The 22,266-nt window shown below is 49.9% G+C and carries 17 protein-coding genes; 10 read left to right on the top strand and 7 right to left on the bottom strand.

Annotated elements, in window-relative coordinates; genetic code table 11:
• Nucleotides 1-306: 306 nt before the first annotated feature.
• Complete coding sequence (locus tag MHM94_RS01180; RefSeq protein ID WP_022945249.1) at nucleotides 307-1,233, bottom strand: LysR family transcriptional regulator; 927 nt, start codon at nucleotides 1,231-1,233, stop codon at nucleotides 307-309.
• A gap of 120 nt (nucleotides 1,234-1,353) precedes the next feature.
• Here MHM94_RS01180 and MHM94_RS01175 point away from each other — a divergent pair, with 120 nt between their 5' ends.
• The 3 genes from MHM94_RS01175 to MHM94_RS01165 are packed head-to-tail and all read left to right on the top strand — an operon-like array spanning nucleotide 1,354 to nucleotide 5,249.
• A complete protein-coding gene (locus tag MHM94_RS01175; RefSeq protein ID WP_045980049.1) occupies nucleotides 1,354-3,345 on the top strand; it encodes a ligand-gated channel protein in 1,992 nt (663 codons plus the stop codon).
• Complete coding sequence (locus MHM94_RS01170; RefSeq protein WP_235418391.1) at nucleotides 3,346-4,413, top strand: PepSY-associated TM helix domain-containing protein; 1,068 nt, start codon at nucleotides 3,346-3,348, stop codon at nucleotides 4,411-4,413. It begins immediately after the preceding gene.
• Nucleotides 4,410-5,249 (top strand): DUF4198 domain-containing protein, encoded by an 840-nt coding sequence (locus MHM94_RS01165; RefSeq protein WP_235418390.1) that lies wholly within the window; start codon nucleotides 4,410-4,412, stop codon nucleotides 5,247-5,249. The genes MHM94_RS01170 and MHM94_RS01165 overlap by 4 nt, the downstream gene beginning before the upstream one ends.
• Nucleotides 5,250-5,346: 97 nt before the next feature.
• On the opposite strand, the gene MHM94_RS01160 is transcribed toward MHM94_RS01165, so the two are convergent.
• Nucleotides 5,347-6,030 (bottom strand): LytTR family DNA-binding domain-containing protein, encoded by a 684-nt coding sequence (locus MHM94_RS01160; RefSeq protein ID WP_130146279.1) that lies wholly within the window; start codon nucleotides 6,028-6,030, stop codon nucleotides 5,347-5,349.
• Nucleotides 6,024-7,526 (bottom strand): sensor histidine kinase, encoded by a 1,503-nt coding sequence (locus tag MHM94_RS18485; RefSeq protein ID WP_235418388.1) that lies wholly within the window; start codon nucleotides 7,524-7,526, stop codon nucleotides 6,024-6,026. Before MHM94_RS18485 ends, MHM94_RS01160 begins: the two co-directional genes overlap by 7 nt.
• 204 nt (nucleotides 7,527-7,730) lie before the next feature.
• Here MHM94_RS18485 and MHM94_RS01150 point away from each other — a divergent pair, with 204 nt between their 5' ends.
• From MHM94_RS01150 to MHM94_RS01125, 6 genes are all read left to right on the top strand, one after another.
• Nucleotides 7,731-8,600 (top strand): ABC transporter ATP-binding protein, encoded by an 870-nt coding sequence (locus MHM94_RS01150; RefSeq protein ID WP_130146283.1) that lies wholly within the window; start codon nucleotides 7,731-7,733, stop codon nucleotides 8,598-8,600.
• A complete protein-coding gene (locus MHM94_RS01145) occupies nucleotides 8,587-11,766 on the top strand; it encodes a M1 family aminopeptidase (RefSeq protein ID WP_235418386.1) in 3,180 nt (1,059 codons plus the stop codon). Before MHM94_RS01150 ends, MHM94_RS01145 begins: the two co-directional genes overlap by 14 nt.
• Before the next feature lie 519 nt (nucleotides 11,767-12,285).
• Nucleotides 12,286-12,750, top strand: a complete 465-nt coding sequence (locus MHM94_RS01140; RefSeq protein WP_138508176.1) for a MarR family transcriptional regulator — start codon at nucleotides 12,286-12,288, stop codon at nucleotides 12,748-12,750.
• Nucleotides 12,751-12,803: 53 nt separating this feature from the next.
• Nucleotides 12,804-13,820: an HlyD family secretion protein gene (locus tag MHM94_RS01135; protein WP_235418792.1), complete on the top strand. Its 1,017-nt coding sequence runs from the start codon at nucleotides 12,804-12,806 to the stop codon at nucleotides 13,818-13,820.
• A 15-nt stretch (nucleotides 13,821-13,835) separates the two neighbouring features.
• Nucleotides 13,836-14,861: a DUF2955 domain-containing protein gene (locus MHM94_RS01130; protein WP_235418385.1), complete on the top strand. Its 1,026-nt coding sequence runs from the start codon at nucleotides 13,836-13,838 to the stop codon at nucleotides 14,859-14,861.
• 286 nt (nucleotides 14,862-15,147) lie between these two features.
• Nucleotides 15,148-15,564: a hypothetical protein gene (locus MHM94_RS01125; RefSeq protein ID WP_138508177.1), complete on the top strand. Its 417-nt coding sequence runs from the start codon at nucleotides 15,148-15,150 to the stop codon at nucleotides 15,562-15,564.
• A 26-nt stretch (nucleotides 15,565-15,590) separates the two neighbouring features.
• Here MHM94_RS01125 and MHM94_RS01120 read toward each other — a convergent pair whose 3' ends face one another.
• Both MHM94_RS01120 and arfB read right to left on the bottom strand, forming a co-directional pair.
• Nucleotides 15,591-16,631: a nitronate monooxygenase gene (locus MHM94_RS01120; protein ID WP_235418383.1), complete on the bottom strand. Its 1,041-nt coding sequence runs from the start codon at nucleotides 16,629-16,631 to the stop codon at nucleotides 15,591-15,593.
• A 99-nt stretch (nucleotides 16,632-16,730) separates the two neighbouring features.
• Nucleotides 16,731-17,144: an alternative ribosome rescue aminoacyl-tRNA hydrolase ArfB gene (gene arfB / locus MHM94_RS01115; RefSeq protein WP_022943501.1), complete on the bottom strand. Its 414-nt coding sequence runs from the start codon at nucleotides 17,142-17,144 to the stop codon at nucleotides 16,731-16,733.
• A 132-nt stretch (nucleotides 17,145-17,276) separates the two neighbouring features.
• Here arfB and MHM94_RS01110 point away from each other — a divergent pair, with 132 nt between their 5' ends.
• On the top strand, nucleotides 17,277-17,837 hold the full coding sequence (locus MHM94_RS01110; protein WP_235418381.1) for a short-chain dehydrogenase: 561 nt from the start codon (nucleotides 17,277-17,279) through the stop codon (nucleotides 17,835-17,837).
• A gap of 48 nt (nucleotides 17,838-17,885) precedes the next feature.
• Here MHM94_RS01110 and MHM94_RS01105 read toward each other — a convergent pair whose 3' ends face one another.
• Together MHM94_RS01105 and MHM94_RS01100 are read right to left on the bottom strand one after the other, a co-directional pair.
• Nucleotides 17,886-20,990: an efflux RND transporter permease subunit gene (locus MHM94_RS01105; protein WP_045980040.1), complete on the bottom strand. Its 3,105-nt coding sequence runs from the start codon at nucleotides 20,988-20,990 to the stop codon at nucleotides 17,886-17,888.
• The gene (locus tag MHM94_RS01100) at nucleotides 20,990-22,042 is read right to left on the bottom strand and encodes an efflux RND transporter periplasmic adaptor subunit (RefSeq protein ID WP_235418379.1); all 1,053 of its coding nucleotides are present in this window, start codon (nucleotides 22,040-22,042) and stop codon (nucleotides 20,990-20,992) included. The genes MHM94_RS01105 and MHM94_RS01100 overlap by 1 nt, the downstream gene beginning before the upstream one ends.
• Nucleotides 22,043-22,266: the final 224 nt, after the last annotated feature.

The raw sequence follows: 22,266 nt of genomic DNA, 5'->3' as shown, positions 1-22,266 counted from the left end.
CCATGATTTGCTCTCAACCTGTTACTGGCACTGCCTTTTGCCTATGGGCTTATCAAGCTGGCCGGTAACAACATTATCAAACCCGTGCTCTTCGCGGCTATCGTTGTGGCATGTTTGATTCATCGCAGCGACATGAGCGCGCTCGCTACACTTGATGCGCCCAACCAGTTGCATATGATTTTGGGGATGATTGGCTCGTTATTCATATTGCCACTTGCCTTCGTGCTTATGCGCCGCGTTCGCAGCTCAACAGCGTAAAGCGAGCAGCCCTAATAGGTGCGGTTATTTAGCGCAGCAAGCTCGCGACTAAGGCTCTCCTACAAACAACTCAGGGTTTGTGGAAACCTGCTCAAACCAAGCACGCAGACTATCAATCGCGGCGCGCGTTTTAGCCGCAACAGTGTCGCGATGCGGGGTCACCGCATAGACACTGTAATGAGGCAGCTGCCATTGCGGGCATATGCGCTGTAATCGACCACAAGCGAGCAGGTGTCGCACCTCTGGCTCGGGTAATAAACCGTAACCAATGCCATCTAAAGTGAGCTGAATGGCGGCCTGCATATTGTTCACTAATAACCGAGGTTGACCGAGTGTAAAGGTGTCACCACTGTGCTGATGGGTCAGCTTTTGACCTATGCGCTGTGCCCCGGTGTGGCCAATAAAGGTTTGCGCCGCGAGCGCATCCGGGTCTTGAGGGTTAAGTTCAGCCAATGGGTGAGTACGGCTAACGCAAGGGATCAACTGCCAATCGGCCAAGTGCCTGGCTATTAACCCCGAGTCCGTTAAAGGGCCAATACAAATGGCTAAATCAACCCCGCCAGCAATAATATCAAAGGGCTCATCGGTCAAGGTAAGCTGAATTTCAATTTTCGGAAACTGCTCGGTCAACTGCTTTATAGGCTGACTTAACAAGCCACCACCAAAGCCAATTGGGGCAACAATTTTCAACTGCCCAGAAGGTGTATGCTGAAGCTGTTCGAGTTGTCGCTGAGCCTGCTCTGCCGTGGCGAGTAGCTTTACCGACGAGGCGTAGTAAATCTCACCGGCTTCAGTGAGAGTGAGCTTGCGCGTATTACGGTTAAATAAACTCAGGCCAATGTCTTGCTCAAGTTTAGTGATTTGTTGACTGACCGCTGAAGCGGTCATATGTAATTGCTGAGCCGCCTGACTCATACTGCCGGTTTCCACTGTTTTCGCAAACACCTTGAGGGCGCGCGTTAGCTTGGTGTTCATACTTTTAAGAATTCCTTAAACAACCTTTAAGAAAAAGCGCGTTGCTCGCAGAGGTGCAACAGCATACCATCAAATAAGAATTAATATCATTTACCTTAATTATACCACGGAGGTTCCCCAATGTTCACGGTGCAACGTCGTATCGCCCCGTTATCCCTCGCTATCACCGCTGCGCTCGCTACTTTAAGCACCAGTATTCATGCAAACCAAGCACCTGATAACGACATGGAAAAAATCGTGGTAACCGCCTCGGGTTACGAGCAGCTTATTAAAAATGCCCCCGCCTCTATTAGCGTAATCGATCGCGAGGAGCTCTCGCAACGCTTTTACCGCGACTTAACCGATGCGATGACCGACGTCCCTGGGGTGGTTGTTACCGGTGGCGGCGACCGTGAAGACATCAGCCTGCGAGGTATGGGCAGCCAATACACCCTTATTCTTGTTGATGGCAAACGCCAAAGTTCACGGGAAACTCGCCCGAATAGCGATGGCCCGGGGGTTGAGGGCGCTTGGACACCGCCACTGGCCGCCATAGAGCGTATCGAAGTGGTGCGCGGGCCCATGTCATCTCTGTATGGCTCCGATGCCATCGGTGGGGTGATCAACATTATTACTCGCAAAACGCCCAAGCAGTGGTACGGTGAACTGCGCTTGGATACCACCATGCAAGAAAGCAGTGAATCGGGTGATATTCACCAAGCCAACTTCTTTGCCGCCGGCGCACTGATCCCTGAAAAGCTCGGGCTGCAAGTGTATGGCCAATTCAGCAACCGCGATGAAGACGATATTTACAGCGGCTTTCGCGGTAAAGAAGCGGAGAATTATCAAGCTAAGTTATCGTTCACACCCAGTGATGCCCACAGTTTTTTACTCGACATTGCCAGTGCATCGCAAACTCTGGATGCCACCTTGGGAAAAACCGTAGAGCCACTGGCTCCAGGGGAAAGTTGCGGCCGTCGTGGCTGCCCAGAGTCCACCGTAACCGAGTACGATAATCAAACCATTTCACTCTCACACACCGGTTATTGGGATTTTGGCCAGTCATTCAGCTATGCGCAATACGATAAGTACGACAACAAGTCACGGGATATGATTGTTGAAAACATTGATGTGCAAAGTTTGTGGACCTTGCCTATTAATGAGCGCAACAAAATGAGTGCCGGCGTGGCCTACCAACGTGAAGATTTAGAAGATAACACCAGCAACCGTATTAGTGAGCTCACGCAAATTGATAACGATATGTACTCGGTATTTGCAGAAGATGAGTTCCAAGCCACCGAGAAGCTGGCCTTGACTGCGGGGCTGCGCTACGACAAAGACCAACAATTCGGCGGCCATACCAGCCCAAGGTTGTATGCGGTGTACAACGCCAATGACACCCTGACCGTTAAAGGCGGTATTTCCAGTGGTTTCAGAGCACCGAACCTACGACAAACAACCGCTGCTTGGGGCCAAGTTAGCCGGGGCGGCAACATCTATGGTAACCCTGATTTAAGCCCTGAAACCTCGCTCAACTATGAAATGGGGATCTACCTCGATACCGAGCAAGGCTTAAGCGCATCGACCACGGTTTTTTATAACGAGTTTGACGATAAAATCTCTCGCGTAGCTTGCCCATTAACAAAGTGCACCGACGGGCCCAATGAGTTTGGCTCACTGCCAACAACCTATACCAATGTTGATGAGGCGACCACTCAAGGGGTAGAAGTCTCACTAGACTACCAGCTCGCCAGCACGGTCAAGATGGCGCTTAACTACACCTACACCGACTCGGAACAAAAAACCGGTGAATACGCCGGCAGTCCGTTGAACCAATTACCGGAGCACCTGGCACAAGCGTCACTCAACTGGCAAGCCAGTGATGCCTTAGGCACTTGGTTGCGCGTGCATTATCGCGGTGAGGAAAGCCAACCGACAACCGGCCCTTCACAGTCGAGCCTCATTGCGCCGTCTTACACCACCGCTGATTTAGGCGCCAACTACCAAGTCATGGATTCTGTACGCTTAGGTTTTGGGGTGTACAACCTCTTTGATAAGGAAATTCGTGAAGATGAATATGGCTACATCGAAGACGGACGTCGCTACTGGGCGTCGCTAGCCTGGAGTTTCTAAATGGCCAAACGTAGTAAGCTTTGGGATCTTAAAGCTTGGCATTGGATCAGTTCAGCAGTGTGCCTTATTGGCATGCTGCTTTTTGCTGTTACAGGGATCACCCTAAACCATGCCGCGAGCATTGAGTCCCGCGCACAAGTGCAGCAAATTGAAGCGCAAGTGCCCGATGCCATCCTTAATCAATTGAAAGCCGCCGCCAACAACGAGCAGCTACCAAAGAGTTTTCAGCGTTGGTATCAAGGTCAAACCGAACAGTCTATTGCCAGTTATAAACAGCTTGAGTGGAGTGACTTTGAGCTTTATGTGGCCATGCCCAAAGCCGGGGGTGACCGTTGGTTTACCGTGACCTTAGATACCGGCGAATTTTATCAAGAAGCTACCGACCGTGGTTGGATAGCCTATCTAAATGACTTACATAAGGGCCGGAATACCGGTATGTGGTGGAGTATGTTTATTGATCTTTTCTCTGTGGCCTGCATCGTTTTTTCGATCACTGGGCTGTTATTACTAAAACGTTATGCCAAAGGCCGTAAATCAACGTGGCCACTGGTACTGGCCGGGTTAGGTATACCCGCTTTGGTATTGGTGCTACCTGCCCACGCGGCGTCAGCTAACCAGTTGCAAGTCGAAATTCCCCGCTTAAGCGTGGCCGAATATCACCCCCCTTATGTGGCCGTGTGGTTAGCCAATAGCAAGCGCAAAGCGGTGCTTGATTTAGCCATCTGGTATGACACCAAGCTCGCTGACCGTGAGGGTGAGAAGTGGTTAAAAGATTTGCGTTTATGGTGGCGTCGCAGTGGTCGCAGCTTGCAGCTCCCTGTCGATGGTGTCACCGGCGCGACGCGCCGCCCTGGCGTGGCCACCCTTGATTTAAGCCCTTTCGCCGCGCAATTGGCCGCTCTCCCTGATGGTGAGTACACCCTCAATGTGGAAGCTGCGAGGGAATTAGGCGGGCGCGAGCTGATCCGCATTCCCCTGACATTACCGATAACCCAATCACAACACCATACCGAGCAAGGCCAGCATGAGCTCGGCACAATTACACTAACTATGGAGCCTAACACGTGAAGCTAGCAACAATTATCAGCGCGGCGCTATGCACCGCCCTTGCAACCACAGCCGTTATTAGCCAATCAGCACACGCCCACCGAGTGTGGCTTAAACCAAGTACCACAGTGGTTTCAGGTGATGATGAATGGATCACCTTTGACGCCGCAATCGCCAACGGCATTTTTAATCCCGACCACTATGCCTATCCGCTTGAGCGACTGACTGCAATTGGCCCCGATGGCCAAGCTGTGGCGTTAGAAAATAGCGCCAAGCTTCGCTATCGCAGTGTGTTTGATCTGCACCTACAGCAGCAAGGAACCTACCGCGTATTTAACGCCAGCCGCTCTATTGTCGCCCGCTGGATGGATGCAGAGGGCGAGCGCCATTATTGGCCTGGCCGTGGTAAAACCGGCACCTTAGCGCAGTTCAAACAGCAAGTACCCAGCGATGCCAAAGAGTTGCAAGTGAGCGATGTTGCTCGTCGCATGGAGACCTTCGTCACCCTTGGGGCTCCTAATGACACGGCAATTACCCCTAGCGGCCAAGGGCTCGAGCTTAATGCCCTAACCCACCCGAACGATTTATACGTTGATGAAAGTGCGCCTATGCAGCTACTGATCGACGGTCAGCCTGCAGTTGGCGCAAAGGTAACCTTAGTGCGCCAAGGCGAGCGGTATCGTGATAGCAACATCGCCACACAGTTAACCGCCGATGAGAATGGTCAAATTGAGCTGCAATTTACGCAGCCAGGAATGTACTGGTTTGAAGCCGAGTATGAAGACCAGCAAGCCAAAGCTCCGGCGCAAACTCGCCGTGGCAGTTATGTGGCCGTGTTCGAGGTATTGCCGCTGTAACTGGCACATCGAGACAGTGTCAAAGGGGTTTACAGTGAAGCTGTGGCCCCTTTTTTATGGCAAGGGAGTATCATTCTCAGCTCTTCCTAGGCCCTGCTTATGCCAGGATCTTGGTGATGGTTCCCCTAAAGGTTTTACCAATACGTAACTGCTGCTCAGATTCCATGGTCACTGAATCGGTGGCTACTTTTTTTACCTGATGATTGTTAACTACATAAGATTTGTGGATCTGCGTAAAGTGCGCATCCGATAACTGCTCGGCAATGTGCTTTAGGGTGCAACTTGCCAAAGTATACTCTTGCCCCTGCCATACTTTTACATAGTTTCCGTAGCCTTCGAAGTAGCTTATCTTTGCCAGCTTAAACTTTTGTAACTCGCGGTCAACTTTCAATACAATGCACTGATCCTCATTAGTACCGTAGGTTACTTGTTTGGCTCGACGCAACTTATTCAAGGCTCTATCGAACCTTTGCTTAGCAACCGGTTTGAGTAGGTAATCGCACACCTCCAATTCAAAGCCCGCCAAAGCATAATCCTGGTGGGCGCTAACAATTACAACCTGTGGCCGATTCGCGAGCACTTTGAGCATGTCTATGCCACTCAAATGTGGCATATTGATATCTAAAAACACCACATCCACACTATTGTTAGCAAGCCACTGTAAGGCTTGCACGGCGCTGTAGCACTGCCCTAATAATTGGCAGTCTGGATGATCTTCTAGATGATGGATTAAAACCTGATGAGCCAAAGGCTCGTCGTCAACAATCAGTACACTCAGCATGGCGTTAACTCCAACTGCAATGACGCTGTCCAAGTTCTTTCGCGTCGTGTACATATGAGTTCAAAATGAGTTGCGAATAACAACGTCAGCCGCCGACGTAAATTCTCTAACCCCATACCACCGGCTTTATGAGCTGCCGACTCAATCGCCAAGGAGTTCTCACACAGCATGTGCAATTGGTTGCCTTGAACCTTGATAGACAATTTCAAATATGCCTCGCTGTGTGATGGCTCTATGCCATGTTTGAATGCATTTTCGACTAATACTATTAGCAATAAAGGCGGTATCAGCCATGGTTGTTGACCTCTAGGAAGCTCAATATCAAACTGACAACGCTCGCCCAGGCGAATGCGTTGCAGGGCCAAATAGTTTTCCAGGTAGTCAACTTCCTCGCTCAGCTTCACGCGCGGCTGCTGCCCTTTGTAAACGGTATAGCGTAATAAATTTGCCAGTTGCATCAGTAATTCTGGTGCTTGTTCGGATTTACTGAGCGTTAGAGCGTATACGTTGTTTAAGGTATTGAATAAAAAATGAGGGTTGATTTGCTGCTGTAACAATTTCAACTCGGTAAGCGTTTGTTGTCGCGCTACGGCCTCAATTTGGGCGTTTTGCTGCTGTCGTTCAAACGCCAATATCACTGGGGTAGTTATGGCCAAAATAGCGAAAAAACCTTGAAAATTAATGACATCAAACGGATTGTTATTCTCTGATGGGATCAGTGTTAGATTGTCTTCATTTAGCGGCAATAATAACCCAAGTGACGCTAAAATAGGGGTGAACACCACAATACTCATAATGCCGGCCAGAATAAAAAAGAACACCCCGTGATTACTCAAGATATTGCGAATGAGCACATAACGGTTAAAGCAATAAATAATGGCTATTAAGGACGCCAAAAAGAGAAACTGCAGCCAATACCAGATAAATAACCCGAAATTATCCATGACCCGCGCGCTATCAATAATAGGCGCGATTGGCTGATTGTGCATAGGATCGACGGTAGAAACAAACATTCCTGCCGCAATGCTTGCCCAGGAAACTAATAGCACAGCCACCACACTGTTGAGCGATAACAGCCGCGATACCCATTGCGAGGCCGCCGTGGAATTTCGCTCACGTCGCAGCACACTGATTCGATGACCAAGACTCGCAGCAATAGCAAACCCGACACCTTGCGTCATCATCTCCTTTTCTATCCCCAGTGACAACGTCAGCTCAAAGCCCATCAGTATGGTGGGGTACACGAGAAAACCACCCGACCAAAGCATTGCGGCGCGTAGGCCGTGATAATGCCAGCTCAGATAATGACTGACAAAGAACGGAATAAAGACAATGCAGGTCGTAAGCAACAGCGTTAAAGCGGGTAGCATCGAAGCCACATTTTTAACGAAAATGAGTGTCAGGGTTTGCAACAATGCCGCAGAAATAAGGGGCAACATTAACAATAACATTTGCCTGCGCTGGCTTGGCTCTAGCGTGGTCGATAAGGGCTGCACAGATTGTCTCTTTTAGTCAACACAGTCTAATCCTGTCATAAATCGCGCACTGGCGTCTGCTCTTTGATGACGAAAGTGCTGTTTTCACTGATTAAATGACTCAATAGCCTTTTGTCACCGACTTGTCGACCTTGGTCATTGATACATTGAGCAACGCTGCTGCTTTTTCTAAGTTGGCAAGAAAACCAGTCACAGGACGAGCTTATGCTTGTAATAAAATCACTAAATAAAACCTACGCCGATGGCACCACTGCCTTGTTTGATGTGAATCTAACCCTACCATGCGGCATGGTCGGACTGTTAGGTCCAAATGGCGCCGGTAAGTCGACACTTATGCGCACCTTAGCATGTTTACAGTCTGCCGACAGCGGCACAGTCACATTGGCAGGGGTTGATATCACCAAGGAGCCGATGTTCATGCGCAAACAGCTCGGCTACTTGCCACAAGACTTCGGCACTTATGCCAATATGAGTTGTCGTGCTTTATTGCAACACATGGCAATATTAAAAGGTGTTACCAACAAACGCGAGCAAGATAGACAAATTGAGCAATTGTTAGCACTAACTAACTTAAGCACAGTAGCACATAAAAAGGTAACCGCGTTCTCTGGCGGCATGCGACAACGTTTCGGCATAGCCCAAGCACTATTAGGCTCTCCTAAGGTCTTAATCATGGATGAGCCTACCGCCGGTCTCGACCCTGTCGAACGTCAGCGTCTACATAATGTGTTGGTGACAATTAGTAAAAGCAAATTGGTGTTGCTCTCTACCCACATCGTTGAAGATATCGAAAACCTTTGTACTTATGCCGCCATGATGATGAACGGGCGGATCGTCGAAAGTGGTCGAGTCGATGCCTTACTGTCACTACTTGACGGAAAAGTGTGGCTTACTAGCAAAAAACCAAGTAATGAGCAATCAATCTTATCCATGACCCACCATATGGGCAAGCCGCGATACCGACTCTGGTGTCAAACACAACCAGATGGCGCTGCCCAGCAAGTGCACAGTAGCTTGCAAGACCGTTACTTTCTCGAACTAAAGAAGCAGGGGCTTGATAATGCTGTGGCTTAATGAGTTTCGCTTTTTGGTGCGCCAGCCGCTCGTTTGGCTCAGCGGTGTCGTGCTTGTGCTATTTTCACTGTTACTTGCCCATGGCACGGGGGGAGAACATACCGACCCAGAGAAGCAATTAGTTTACATACACTGCGCATTTATCATGCTGGCATTGCCTATTTTAATGGCTGCGCTATCACCGCTACTACTCATGCGAGATAGCCGCTATGGCATGACTGAACTGGTTGGTGTCACGGCACTATCCACGACTCGACGCTTGCTGCTGAGATATGGAGCCTTATTAGCATTGTGCACCGCCTTTATGGTTATTGCGATGTCGCTTATGACCCTCAGCCTATGGCACAAGAGCGACGTTTTATTGCTGGGTGCGACGGGGCTGCATGTGCTGGTATTGATGCTGCCGGCGGCGTTATTATTAAGCGCAATTTCCCTATGGCTGGCAGCGAAGAACTATAGCGCCTACACCCTATACGCCGCATTTGGCATGCTATGGATAGGCTATGCCACCTTAGCCAGTATGTCCGGCTCACCCATTCTAGCCGGAAGTACTGTTGTCAGTGATACTTTGGTAGAAGTGATGTGCTGGGTTGACCCGTTCGGCTTTACCGCCTATACACAAGCAATCTTATCGGGGCAAGCAGCAACATTAGACCCTTCGACCACTGTTAACCGCCTGATTATTGTCGTATTCGCCGCAGCAATTGTGTACTTTTCAGTTCGCCGCCAAGGCCATAGGCAACCTCGGCGCCAAAGGAGGCAGCCGGGTGATAGCAATAAGGCCGCGCTCCCAGCACAACCTAGTTACTATCAACTCGCAACCACACAATTAAACGCGTCAAAGACACTGCTGACATTAACCAAAACGGCTACGCAAAGCTTACTAACTAACAAGCTTAACCTATTACTGTTGTTAGCTTGGGCGGTGCTGATCTTCAGCGAGGTGAGCGCCAATGCTGACTATGCTGAGCCGTTTTCTATTGTCGCCCCCACTAGTCTTGATGCACTAAATAGGGTTATGTGGGAGCTGGTCGCCAAGCTAGGGGCTGTTTTTGTGTTGTTTTGGGCATGGCAACTTGCGTGGATGAACAAGCGCGCGCATATCCATGAATTGATAGCCGCAAGTCCGGTATCGACTACGCTCATGATCACCAGCCAATTACTGACTTTGTCCGTTATGCTGATTGCCCTTATGCTCACCACTGCTCTGGGCTCGAGCATCGCAGAGTGGGTAATAGGAAGTCAATGGTACCCGCTTACTTATATCCAGCACCTGAGTTTAGCCTTTGCGTCGCTATGGTTATTATCAGCTGTGTTTGTGGCCATTAATCACTGGTGTAACTACCCATTGATGGCAGTTATGATCAATACCTTAGTGTTAGTATTGAAATTCACCTCACTGACCGCAATATTGGGCTTGGCTCATCCGTTATGGAATATCGCTGCAACACCATTGAGCAAGGGTGACAGCTTTTGGGGGTTTGCAGCTACCATAGAAGCCTATCTGCCTTTTATGGGCCTATGGCTTATTGTTATTAGCTGCTTGATATTATTGGCCATCAAGCAGTCTCATCGCGGCACTGGAAGTAGGTTTAAATCACCTGGGGTTAGCCCCTACCCCGCACTTTCGCTGTTTGCGATTGCAGCTTTTACAGTTGTGGCTGCGCACTTTGTTTTGCAAGCGCAAAACCCATTCATAGGCCTAGATACCAGTGCACAATGGCGAGCTGAATATGAAAAGCGATATAAGCATTGGCAAGAAGTGGCGCAACCCATGGTGACGCATATAGATGCCAGCGTTGATTTTTATCCTCAGGCATCAAAGGCCGAAATTCAGCTAGATATGCAGTTAGTTAACACAACGGATATAGATATCAAGCGTGTTCTTGTCGGCGGTTTCGCCACCCAAGAGTACCAGCAGATGCAACTGGAGGACGCGGTACTAGTGGATTTTGATAGTAGCTTGAATCAATACCAGTTCGTATTCTCTCAGCCAATGCGCAAAGGTGAAAACAAGCGCCTTAAGGTCAAGTTGTCCTACACTGAACCGAGCCTGTTCGCGGCCTCACTGCACCAAGTGATAAAACCCGAATTTGGCTACCTTCGCAGTGTACCAATACTTCCTGTTATTGGCTTTAACCCGCACTACCGAATACGAAACAATGACAAGCGCCAAGCACATGGTGTTGAGCCTATCCCCTTGCAAGCGCCCTCTCAAGCGTATGCGCAACCAGACTCCAACCTTGATACTTATGATTGGGTATCACTGCATTCGGTGGTATCAACCACGGAGGCTCACTTTGCCATAGCCCAAGGCAAGTTGCAGAAGAGCTGGCGAGCAGCTGGACGGGCGTATTTTGTCTACGAGAGCTCAAAGATTAGGAATATTCAGGGGTGGTTGTCGACCCCGATGAAGCCTACTTCAGCGACGTTTAGCAATAGAGAGTACCGTGTTTTTAGCGCTGCGCCGCCACCTGTGAATCAGTTACACTTAGAAGCGATGCATACCACGGCCAGCTGGTTTGCCGATAACGGCATGACACATGAATTTGGTGATCTCAACTTGATAAGCATCCCCAATATAGGACCCACTGGCTATGCTCTACCCGGAATCATATTGATCAATAACAAAGTTGGTTTTCGCGCTTTGCCAAGTGACGATGCCGGTTTTGACCAAAGATTCAGGCGCACTGTGCATGAAACGACGCATCAATGGCTGGGCCATGGTATTGGCAATGGCGCTCAATATGATAGGGCCTTTTTGGTTGAATCCATGGCGAAGTATGTGGAGCTGGTGCTGTTACAGCAAGAGTATGGCGAACAGGCGGTAAGCGCTTTGGTTGACTACGAACGACAACGCTTTCGTTTGCAACGAGCCAGTAATCAGCTGGAACCTTTGTCGTTAGTAGATGCGCGGGCCAGCTTTGAAATGTATTCAGCGGCTTCAGTTGTGTTTCAAACATTACGTAAGGAAGTAGGCGATCAGCCCATCATTGCAGCGTTAAAAACCGTTTGGCGGCAGCATCACTATCCACAAAGGCCAGCAACATCCATGGACTTTATTCGCGCCTTGAAATCGCAGCTGGGGGAACGGTGGCATAACAGAATTGAGCAGCTGTTTCTCTCACCGTTAACAATGCAAAGCGACTTTATGCATAGCGACTAAAAAGCTGAGCCCAAGCTTGTGCATGATATGGACTAAAATAGCCCATATCACCACACCTGAATCTCAGTTCTATTAGGCCCAGTTAAGCTGGGAAACCACCATCAACAGTACTATGCAAAGCAACCATCCAATTAAGTAGCAACGGGCGTGCTTGTAGCCGTGTGGATTGGTACTCGCTCTTAATGTATTGGCTAAGGCCAACGTTAATAACTTAACGCTCAATGCGGGCACCTTCCTCTCTAAAATAAGCATGCCTAAGTGCACACCACAGATCATCGCCAGTATGAGCAAAAAAACCATTGATATAATAATGGTTGTACTTTCAACCACATCCCTTCCAATGCGCGCTGCTTAACAGTCAACAAATTGCCTTTTTATTGCTAACTACATCACCCTTCTAAGGGCTCACACCCAAGTTGAGTCCGCCGACATAGCCTTGGCGAATAACCACGAACATTTACTTAGCGTGCTAACTATTGTAATATACTTAGCCTGCTAACTAAATGAGAGCGCTGCACCATGGCTGATATTCCTTTTCATGAAACCCTCGATTTAAGCTTATGTGGCAAGCTTGGCCGCGTTCACCGTATCTGCCGTCAAGCGGTGTCAGTCGCCGTTGAGCCACTAGGGTTCACACAACCGGGTTGGACAGCAATGATGCATATGTACCATCTTGGCGAAGGCTGTACACAGCACCAACTGGCCACAAGCTTAGATATAGAAATGCCAAGTCTCACCCGCACCCTGAAACAGCTGGAGCACGCACAGGTGATTGAGCGCCGTGTCGATGAGCACGATAAGCGCTGTCGGCGCCTATATTTCACAGCCCAAGGTGAACAGCAATTATCGGCGCTCAAAGCGCGGATCAGCGAGGTCAAAACTCACTTATACCGAGGGTTGAGCGATGAGCAGCTTAATATGATGGCGCTTGGCCTAGTGGCCTTAGAAGACAATGCCAATCAATTTATGGAGGACCAAGAGTGAGCCAGCAACCGACTCCCGATCAGCAGTTCGCACGCTACGTTAAAATCGCCATCATGTTGTTTATCCTATGCTTTGGCTATTTTATTGTTGCTGATTTATACATGCCAATGACACCACAGGCGCGCGTTTACCACCCAGTGACGCAAATCACCCCGCAGGTTAATGGCAAAATTGTTACTGTGGCGGTTCGCAATAATCAACATGTGCGCCAAGGCGAGGTACTCATGCGTATCGACCCTCGCCCATACCAACTTGCCGTAAAACGAGCTGAACTGGCCTTGGCACAAGTGCAACAGCAAAACCAACAACTCGATGCTGATATTAAGGCTTTGCGCGCCGACTTATCGGCGGCTAAAGCCAAGTTACATGAGCAGCAAAGTTTGCATCAGCGCAGCCGTGCCCTGCTTGGTAAACAGGCTATTTCGCAGCAGCGCAGTGATGAGATCAGTGCTGCTCTGGCCAGTGCCCAGGCACAGGTCAGTGCCGTAAAAGCCAAGCTGCAAGCACTGATAATAAAGCGCGGCGCGCACGGTGAGGACAATATCGCTTGGCAACAGGCCCGTAATCAGCTGCAGCAGGCACAGCTGAATCTCAGTTATACCGAAGTGGTGGCGCCTCATGATGGCATTATTAGCAATCTACAAGTGACCACAGGTACCTATGCCAAAGCAGGAATGGCGATGACGGGGCTGGTGACTGAGCAACTAGACTTGGCCGCTGATTTTCGTGAAAAATCGCTGTATCACGTGCGTGTCGGCAACCGCGCCTTAGTCAGCTTCGATGCTCTACCCGGGCAAGTGTTTGCAGCCCATGTCAGCGAGCTTGCCGCAGGCTCAAGCGCCGGGCAGCTCAGCGCCAATGGGATACTGGCTGAGGTCGAAACCTCTAACCGCTGGGTCCGTGATGCCCAACGTCAACGCGTGCATTTGCAACTCGATGATGAGTTTACCTCATCGCATCTTGCCAGTGGCGCGAGAGCCACAGTGCAAATCGTGCCCGATGACCCAGTGGAGCAACTGCTAGCCAACGCACAAATTCAGGCCGTGAGCCTAATGCACTATATCTATTAACCAAGGAGCTGCGCCATGAGCCTAACCGCCAACGACATTCGCCAAATGCTCCGCATCGCCACCGGCGCAACGCTCGGGTTTAGCTTGAGTAAGCTGTTTAATTGGCCCAATGGTATTTTCTTTACGGTCTACCCTATGCTGTTGCTGGGTTTAGTACCAATCATAAATGCGCATATTGTCCGCCAGTTTATCGCCAGTGCATTATTTTGTGGCTTTGCGGTAATGGTGCTGCAAGGTTTATTTGGTTTTCATCCGATCTTGATGTCGATACTGGCTTTTGCCATGTTTGCATTGTTATTTTATCAAATGAGTCGCGGTGCCCACTTCCTATTCGGCGCCATGAGTGTGGTTGGGCTATCCATTCAACTACATTTCGCCAGTTACAGCGCCACCGGCTTGGGCTTATACCCATTGATCTTTAGTAACTTTTTGGCAGTAACTGTGAGCCTAGTCAGCGCCTATATTATGCATTGGCTATTTCCTGATGTGAGCACGCGTACGCCCATCTCGCGCGCCGCTAAAGATGCAGCCAGTGTCCGCCATGAGGTGCTGTTATGTGCCACCGTCGCCACCCTCTCTTTTATGGTCTTTCAGATACTGGATTTACAAGATTCGGTATCGGCCCAAGCCGCCTCTATTTTGATTCTCTTTCCACTGTGTTGGAAAGCGGCATCAATGGCGGGTTGGCAACGCGCTATCGGCACGTTAATCGGTTGCAACTTGGCGTTGGCAGCGCAATTACTCTTGTTTACCTATAGCCAGATTCTGGTGTTTCTAATATTGGTGTTGTGGATCCTCACCTTTGTCTTTAGTCGCTACCATGTATTAGGAGGCGGTATGCCGGGGGTTGGATTTGGCGTTATCACCACCTTTGGCATTTTATTCGGACAATCACTCGCGCCAAACCAAGACTTAGTATATAGCGCATTGTACCGCTTCAGCTCTGTGTGTGTGGCGATCACCGCCAGTTTATGTCTAGTGTATGTTATCCACCATATTTTGAATCGCTTTGCGGCCACGCGCCATCATACCTTTACCTAAAAATCCTGAGGCTTTACCCGAATTGGGGTTGAAAACCAAATTGTTATAACATAACATCAATGTTGTTCCCTTGAACAGTGAACTTCCCCCTGTGCTGCACAAACAGGCGAAGCTGACCCGGGCCATGTATCTTTCTGGGATATCTATCAGTGGGTCTTGGTTTGTGGTTGCTGCCGCTCCCGCAAATTAAGTGATACATCGGCTTATTCTTCGTAGCAGCACAGGGCTTTTCCTTAATCGCCAATCCCGTTACCATGAATATCTCCAGTAAGCAGAAGGATGGGCCATGCATAGCGCATTTAGCAAATTAGGAAAAACAGGATGGTGGATGTGGGTGCTCGCCTTGTTAGCCATTACCCTATTGGTCGCTGGCTTTGTTCGCGATGATTACCGCCTATGGGGAGCTGCGGGTTTAATTAATGTTCCCCTGCTGTGGCATCGCTATCGTTATGGTATGGGCGAACAGCTCGTTAATCCTTTCGAGCACATCAAGGTCGAAGAAGAGCTACTCAGTGTTGGCGAAGCCTTGTTTCCGGTGCATGAGATCCGTAAAGTCGTTATCGACACGTGTGATGACAAAGGCCTATTCCAATTGCCTTACAACGGCGGGGGCCAAGTCAGCCTTGTATTTGATAGCCACTACGTGGACGACTTAAAAACCTACATCAAGCGCACCATCCCTGATGCGCAGATTATTACCTAATGATAATTAGCCGCTCATTGACGCGGCTATTTGAGTTGTGCGGCTAAATCCCGAGTCAGTTCGGTTGCGCTTATGGCGTGGCAGCCACTGCGATCGGTGCCGCTCCATAGCGGCGTAAAATCATCTTTACCCAAGGTTTGCGCCTTAGCACGTAACGGTGCTAGCTTGGCACTGGCGTAGGGGAAAGCAGGGACTTGGTCGCTTATAAAGCCTTGCTCTTGCATAAAAGAGGTGGTGATCCCCCGCGCTGGGCGGCCAGAGTATAAATTGGTTATTGCCGTTTGCCGGTGCTCTGCGCGCAGCGCTTGACGATGCACAGCACTGGTAGTGGCCTCATCACACAACAGGTAACTGGTGCCTACCTGTACAGCAATGACTCCCATGCTCAAATAATGTGCCACGTGCTCAGCCTGAGTAATGCCGCCCGCAGCTATCACTGGCACGTTAATGTCTTTGGCAGCCAGGATTTGCTGACACAATTGCGCCGTTGTCCCCTGCTCAGCAAGCGTTGATGAGAACATCGCACGATGGCCTCCCGCTTCAATACCTTGAGCAATAATCACATCACACCCATGCTGGGCGAGCCAGCGCGCCTCGGCTAACGTGTTCGCTGAGGATAACACCACAGCACCGGTTGCTTTTACACGTTGTAGTTGTTTTTCTTCAGGCAAGCCAAAATGAAAGCTTACGACTTCCGGGCGAAGCTGCTCCAGCACAGTAACATGCTGCGCAGAAAACGGTTGCCTGAGCACCCCTAGGTCATCGTTTGGGTGACATTCAAGTGCCTGATAATAAGGTGCTAACAATTGCTGCCAGCGGCTTTGCTCAGCCTGATTTAAACTCGGCATAGAATGGCAGAAAAAGTTAAGATTAATTGGGGCACGCTGGGTGTGTTGGCGAAATTCACTGACTTGCGCCATGATTTGCTCTTCACTGAGCATGGCACAAGGAAGGGAGCCTAAACCACCGCCATGAGCAACGGCTATGGCGAGCTTTTCGTCTTGTACTCCCGCCATAGGCGCCTGAATAATTGGGTATGCTATGTTAAGTGTGCTGAGCAAATCCATTGTGCCTCCGTGGCTCATTGTAAGGTGGCTGCAATTACTTTCACCACATTACTTGGTGCGATGCCAATTAGCCACCCTAATGAAGGGATTTTCTCGCCTTTAAAGTTTGGGTATTTTGCGCAATTGCTTAGTACGCCCACGCTGCACTTTTTTGTCCACACGTTTACGCTGAGCGCTGCGTGTAGGTTTGGTGGGGCGGCGCTTTTTCTCAACCTTAGTGGCGGCCAAAATAAGCTCTTTTAAACGTTTCAGTGCTTCTTCCCGATTGAGCTCTTGAGTGCGATGACTTTGTGCCTTGATCACCACTACCCCGTCTTTGGTGATACGGCTATCGCGATAGGCCAGTAGCCGCTGTTTATAAAAGTCGGGTAATTTCGAGCGGTTAATATCAAAGCGCAAATGGATCGCCGTTGCCACCTTGTTGACGTTCTGACCACCGGCCCCTTGCGAGCGGATGGCAGACAGCTCCACTTCCCATTCGTCTATGGTCACCGTATTAGATATCTGCAACATCTATTCATCTTGCCTTAACGACTTTGAACTATCATTGATGACATTGAGTTTATCACTGAGCGCGCCAAGGCCCAACTCAGTGAATTTAGACAATAACGACACCACCTACACAATACCTGCATGGAGAGAACAATGAAGAATTTATTGATGGCGCTTACACTGGTCGCTACCACGGCCTTTACCAGCGCTCAGGCTCTGGCGCTAGAGCTAACGGAAAAAGACGTCGAAAACTTTATTAAGGCAGCACCCGCTGTGACCAATTGGGCAGATAAGCAAGGGCAGCAGTTTGATGGTGCCGCCCTACTCGGCGCCCAAGGTAGCGAGCAAAACAACACGTCAATGAGTGATAGCGCCATTGCGATGTTGAAAAATACCGACAGCTACCAACAGTTTGCCGATGTGATCAGCCGCTACGGCTTTACCCCTGAACAACTGATCAGTGTCGGCAGTGAAGTGACTGCCGCGTATTTAGCCAATGTTAAAGGCGATTTATCTGCCGAAGATAAGGCCCGTGTTGATGAGGTTATGGGCGGCCTACAAAGCCTCTCTGGTAGTAGCAACAAGACCAACTCTTTGCTCGGTGCCATGGGCAGTGCAAACCAAGCGAGTGAGGGTGTCAGCGACACTAATATTGCTTTGGTAGAAGAATACATGCCGCAGCTGAAAAAACTATTTTCGGTCCTAGGGCAATAATAGGCCACTATTAAGGCATAAAAAGCCCACTCTACGGTGGGCTTTGCTTTAGCGTTGCTTATGTCTTAGCAGACTTACCAACAGCGCTGGCAACACGGTTAAGCTGACCAATGTTGATACCGCAATCCCGCACAGCACGATCATCCCCACACCACGATACAACTCCGACCCCTCGCCGGGAATAAACACCAGCGGAGCTAAGCCACACAAAGTCGTCATGGTCGACATAACAATAGGTTTTAAGCGCGTTTGCAGCGCGTTAGTAACCGCTTCAAGCACGGACTGGGCGCCAGACTCTATGTTGCGTCGGCTTTGGTCAACAATAAGAATAGGGTTATTCACCACCGTGCCAAGGAGAATTAAAAAGCCCAGCATAGTGATCATATCGAAAGGCTGATGAAAGCCCGCCAATAGCCCTCCGAGACCGTTGATCATCACCAAGCCCAACAGCCCACCGGCCATACCTAGAGGGACGGTGGCCATAATAAACAGTGGATAACCCCAGTGTTTGAAAATAGCGACCAACAACAAGTAACACAGCGCCAGCGCGACGATAAAGTTACTGCTTAGTGCAGCTCGGGTCTTGTCGAGCTGATCGGCTGCGCCACCGATACTCACATTCACTCCCGGTAATAAGTCGCCTTGCTGCTTTAACTGCACCAACAGTTGTTCACGCACCCGTTGCTGTGCTGTTTCCAAAGCCACATCGCGAGGCGGTATAATATACACGGTGACCGTGCGCCGCCCATCAACACGGCGTAAACTGTCACTGTCCGCTTTTTCCTCTAAATCCGCCAAGGCATTCAATGGCAGTATCCCTTGTGGTGTCACTACCGGTGATTGGGCTAATTGTGCCAAACTTTGGCGATTACCAGCCTCGGAGAAAAGAAACACATCGACCTTATCATCATCAAGGATCAACTCATCAACATAGGCACCGTCACTCAGTGCGGCCACGGTATAACCGAGTTCCTCAGCGCTTACACCCACCTCAGCCAGGCGCTGCCAGCGTGGTTTGATTTCAATAAGCGGTTGGTCCAGGGTCAGCGATGACGGTTCGGAGTCAACTTGGGGGTTGTCAAACACCTCACTCGCAAGGCGATACACGGCATCGGCAGCGCGATACAACGCCGTTTGCTCGGGGCCGCTAATATCAATGGCCACAGCGCGGGTGCCACCATCATTGCTGGATATGATTGAGCCCCGGGAGGAAAAAGCGCGCATTCCTGGGTAGCTTTTGAATTTATCGGTGATGGCCGCCATCATGGCCTCAATATGTTGCGGGTCCTTGGGTTCACTTAAAAACCAAATACTGCCTACCCCCACCGACATGGAGTAATACTTTAGCGGCGGCATAGCCGTTTCCCCGGCGTTGTAAGCAGTACCATCGTCATTAAGATGGCGGTTAAAGTAAGGCAGCAGCTCATCGCTAATTTTCTGCATATGACTGAGGTTGTAACCCGGCGGTGCAATCATCATGGAAAAAGCCTTGGGCTCTTCCCCTTCGGGTAAATACTCCGCTTTGGGCATTAGCAGCCAAGCTCCGCCAAGCAGCGCGAATACGCCTATGACGATACACAGTCGGCGCTGAGTAGGATGCGCGAGCATAGTCACTATGGCCCGTGGCAGTGCCATGGGTTTGGCAAGATTCTCACCGCGTTGCGCACTGTGCTGCGTAAACCTTGCACATGCAGCGGGAACAACCATCAGCGCCACAAGCATTGACGCTATAATCGCTGCAGAAATTGCGATGGCCACGTCAGAATACAACTGCCCAGCTTCTTGGCGAATAAATAAAATCGGCGCAAACACTAACACCGTAGTCAAGGTTGAAGCCACCACCGCCGGCCACACCTCTTGCACTCCGGCTATTGCCGCGTTGATCTTATCGAGGCCACGCCGACGAGCTTGTTCAATATTCTCCAGCACAACAATGGTATTATCCACGGTCATACCTATGGCAAATGCCACCCCGGCAAGAGAAATAACGTTGATGGTGCGCTCAAACAGCAGCAACCCTAAGAATGCGGCGATGGTACATATCGGGATGCCTAGCACACCAATTAAGGTCGAGCGTGGGCTTTTCAAGAACCAAAACATCACCAGTGTTGCTAGCAGTGCTCCGAGGGCCAAGTTCGTCCATACATTCTCTACTGAGCCTTTAACATAGCGCACATCGTCACTGAGCAAGGTTAATTGCAAACCATTGTTGGCCAACATATCTTGGTTAATGCGCTCAACGACCTGCATCATTTGCTCTTTAATCGCCATGACATTGGAGCCACTTTCACGACGTACCGAAAGCATCAGGGCTCGCTCGCCATCGTTATAATCAATATCACGTAGCTCATAATGATCGAGCTTAATAGTGGCCACATCTTTAAGACGAATCGTAGTGTTATCACGCTGAGCTATCACCAGCTCCGCTAACGCCTGGGCCGATTCAAAGCGCCCAACCATGCGTAGCAAATAACGTCGCTTACCACCGTCAATATCGCCCGCCGAGGCGTCGCGATTGCGGCTGCGAATAGCATCACGCACCGCCACCAGGCTGATGTTACGACTCGCAAGCTGCTGTTGGTCGATGAGTATTTGTACTTGATACAAGGCCCCACCACGCACATTTACCTGGGAAACACCACTGACTCGCTCCATTTCTGGGCGCACAAAGTCTTCGGCATAATCACGCAACATATCAACATCTATATTGAGCGGGTTGCCAGGCTGTGGTTTGAGGGTAAAAAACATAAACGCATTAGCTGAAAACGAACTACTGTACAATACCGGTTGGTCGACGTTTTCTGGATAATTAGGCACCTGAGATAGCGCGTTACTGACGTTGATCAGCGCCTCGTTGACGTCCACACCAAAGGGGAATTCCAGTTCAATTTCTGCCTCACCGGTATTGGCATAACTGGACATTCTTTTTAAGTTTGCCAACGATCGTAAATAGCGTTCTTGCTCAATAAGAATTTCTTTTTCTACATCTTGTGGCGTTGCTCCAGGCCAGTTGGTAACCACAGTAATGGTGCGCACTTCAAGATCAGGGATCATCTGCACGGGTATTTTAAAAGCCGCGACCACGCCCAAAATCACGCAGATGAGAACGGCAACGGCGACCAAAGTCGCATGCTTTACTGACGCCGCTAACATTATTGCTCCCTCGCTTGAACAACAGTGACCGCTTGCCCTTGGCGTAATAATTCATTGCCTTGGGTAACTACTTTCATGCCTGGTTCAAGGCCACTAAGCACTTCAATATGGCCGTTAATCCGCTCGCCAATGCGCACAAAACGCCGCTGTGCTTTATCGGCGCTGATAACAAACACACTGTAGCCGCCATCTGGATGGCGCAGTAAGGCATCAGTAGGCACCACAACACTTTGCTCATCGGTTTTGTTTAGCACAATCTCTGCGCTTGCCGATAACCCCACTTGCAGCCCTGCTTGGGGTGGTACGGCTAAACGCAATAAAAAGCTGCGACTGGCGCTGTCTATCACTGGTACTTTGGCAATAACCTTAGCTGTAAACCCCCTTGACGCTTTCCCTGGCACTTCAAAACGAACTTGCTTAGCAAGATCGATAGCGCCAAAATGCTCCTGAGGCATATGCAAATCCAGCCATAGTTGTTCGCTACTAACGAGCTCAAACACCGCTTGACCACGGGTCACCCACTCCCCAACATCAACAAAACGCTCAGCCACCACACCGGCAAAAGGGGCGTGCAGTTGCTGACGGGCCAGCAATTCTTTGTGGTAGCGTTCGTTGGCCTGTGCTTCTGTCAACGAAGCCTTGGCGCTTTGCAATGCGGCTTGCCTATCGGCCAGCTCCGTAGCTGCCATCAAAGCTTGTTGCGATAACGATTGGGCCTCGTTAAAGCGGCGCTGGGCGTCATCAACAGCAATACGAGCGCGTTGCTTGGCGCCAGTCAATGCCTGTAACTGCGCCTGCACCAATGCCGCATCCAAAGATAGCAGGCGTGCGCCTTTTGCAACCTCATCACCAGCCTGGGCATGGATTTGCGTAACCACCCCGTCACTTAGGCTCGACAGTTGCGCATGACGCGCCGCACGCAAGGTCCCTGTCAACGCCAGGGTACGCTCGATAGATTGCGTATTGACCTCTTTAACAACCACGTTCACTGCCATTTGCGCAGATAGGCAGCCGCTTATTAGTAGCAAACAGATGCACCATGCTCTGATCATCTTCATTCCTTTTACTCACACTTTTACTGGCTTTACGTAACGCTCAGCTAAAAGCTTTGCTAATAATGACGAAAAGGCAAATATAGCGACCTTTTCTTGAGCGCTAGAGGTTATCACAAATAAAAATCATTTCTATTTATTGCGGTAGGCGCTTACACGAACAACTCAATAGCGGCGAAGGTATTGATAGTTGGCTCATACCTGTGCAGGCGTCATAATGGGGG

It is taken from the genome of Pseudoalteromonas sp. CNAT2-18.1 (assembly GCF_022347865.1).
Lineage (GTDB): Bacteria > Pseudomonadota > Gammaproteobacteria > Enterobacterales > Alteromonadaceae > Pseudoalteromonas > Pseudoalteromonas ruthenica.
Note: the sequence above shows the minus strand (reverse complement) of the source record. Positions and strands in the feature narration are given on the sequence as shown.

Excerpts from the sequence above, each read along its gene's own strand:
- MHM94_RS01180 (WP_022945249.1), bottom strand. The coding sequence starts at position 1,233 with ATGAACACCAAGCTAACGCGCGCCCTCAAGGTGTTTGCGAAAACAGTG.
- MHM94_RS01175 (WP_045980049.1), top strand. The coding sequence starts at position 1,354 with ATGTTCACGGTGCAACGTCGTATCGCCCCGTTATCCCTCGCTATCACC.
- MHM94_RS01170 (WP_235418391.1), top strand. The coding sequence starts at position 3,346 with ATGGCCAAACGTAGTAAGCTTTGGGATCTTAAAGCTTGGCATTGGATC.
- MHM94_RS01160 (WP_130146279.1), bottom strand. The coding sequence starts at position 6,030 with ATGCTGAGTGTACTGATTGTTGACGACGAGCCTTTGGCTCATCAGGTT.
- MHM94_RS01150 (WP_130146283.1), top strand. The coding sequence starts at position 7,731 with ATGCTTGTAATAAAATCACTAAATAAAACCTACGCCGATGGCACCACT.
- MHM94_RS01145 (WP_235418386.1), top strand. The coding sequence starts at position 8,587 with ATGCTGTGGCTTAATGAGTTTCGCTTTTTGGTGCGCCAGCCGCTCGTT.
- MHM94_RS01140 (WP_138508176.1), top strand. The coding sequence starts at position 12,286 with ATGGCTGATATTCCTTTTCATGAAACCCTCGATTTAAGCTTATGTGGC.
- MHM94_RS01135 (WP_235418792.1), top strand. The coding sequence starts at position 12,804 with ATGTTGTTTATCCTATGCTTTGGCTATTTTATTGTTGCTGATTTATAC.
- MHM94_RS01130 (WP_235418385.1), top strand. The coding sequence starts at position 13,836 with ATGAGCCTAACCGCCAACGACATTCGCCAAATGCTCCGCATCGCCACC.
- MHM94_RS01125 (WP_138508177.1), top strand. The coding sequence starts at position 15,148 with ATGCATAGCGCATTTAGCAAATTAGGAAAAACAGGATGGTGGATGTGG.
- MHM94_RS01120 (WP_235418383.1), bottom strand. The coding sequence starts at position 16,631 with ATGGATTTGCTCAGCACACTTAACATAGCATACCCAATTATTCAGGCG.
- arfB (WP_022943501.1), bottom strand. The coding sequence starts at position 17,144 with ATGTTGCAGATATCTAATACGGTGACCATAGACGAATGGGAAGTGGAG.
- MHM94_RS01110 (WP_235418381.1), top strand. The coding sequence starts at position 17,277 with ATGAAGAATTTATTGATGGCGCTTACACTGGTCGCTACCACGGCCTTT.
- MHM94_RS01105 (WP_045980040.1), bottom strand. The coding sequence starts at position 20,990 with ATGTTAGCGGCGTCAGTAAAGCATGCGACTTTGGTCGCCGTTGCCGTT.
- MHM94_RS01100 (WP_235418379.1), bottom strand. The coding sequence starts at position 22,042 with ATGATCAGAGCATGGTGCATCTGTTTGCTACTAATAAGCGGCTGCCTA.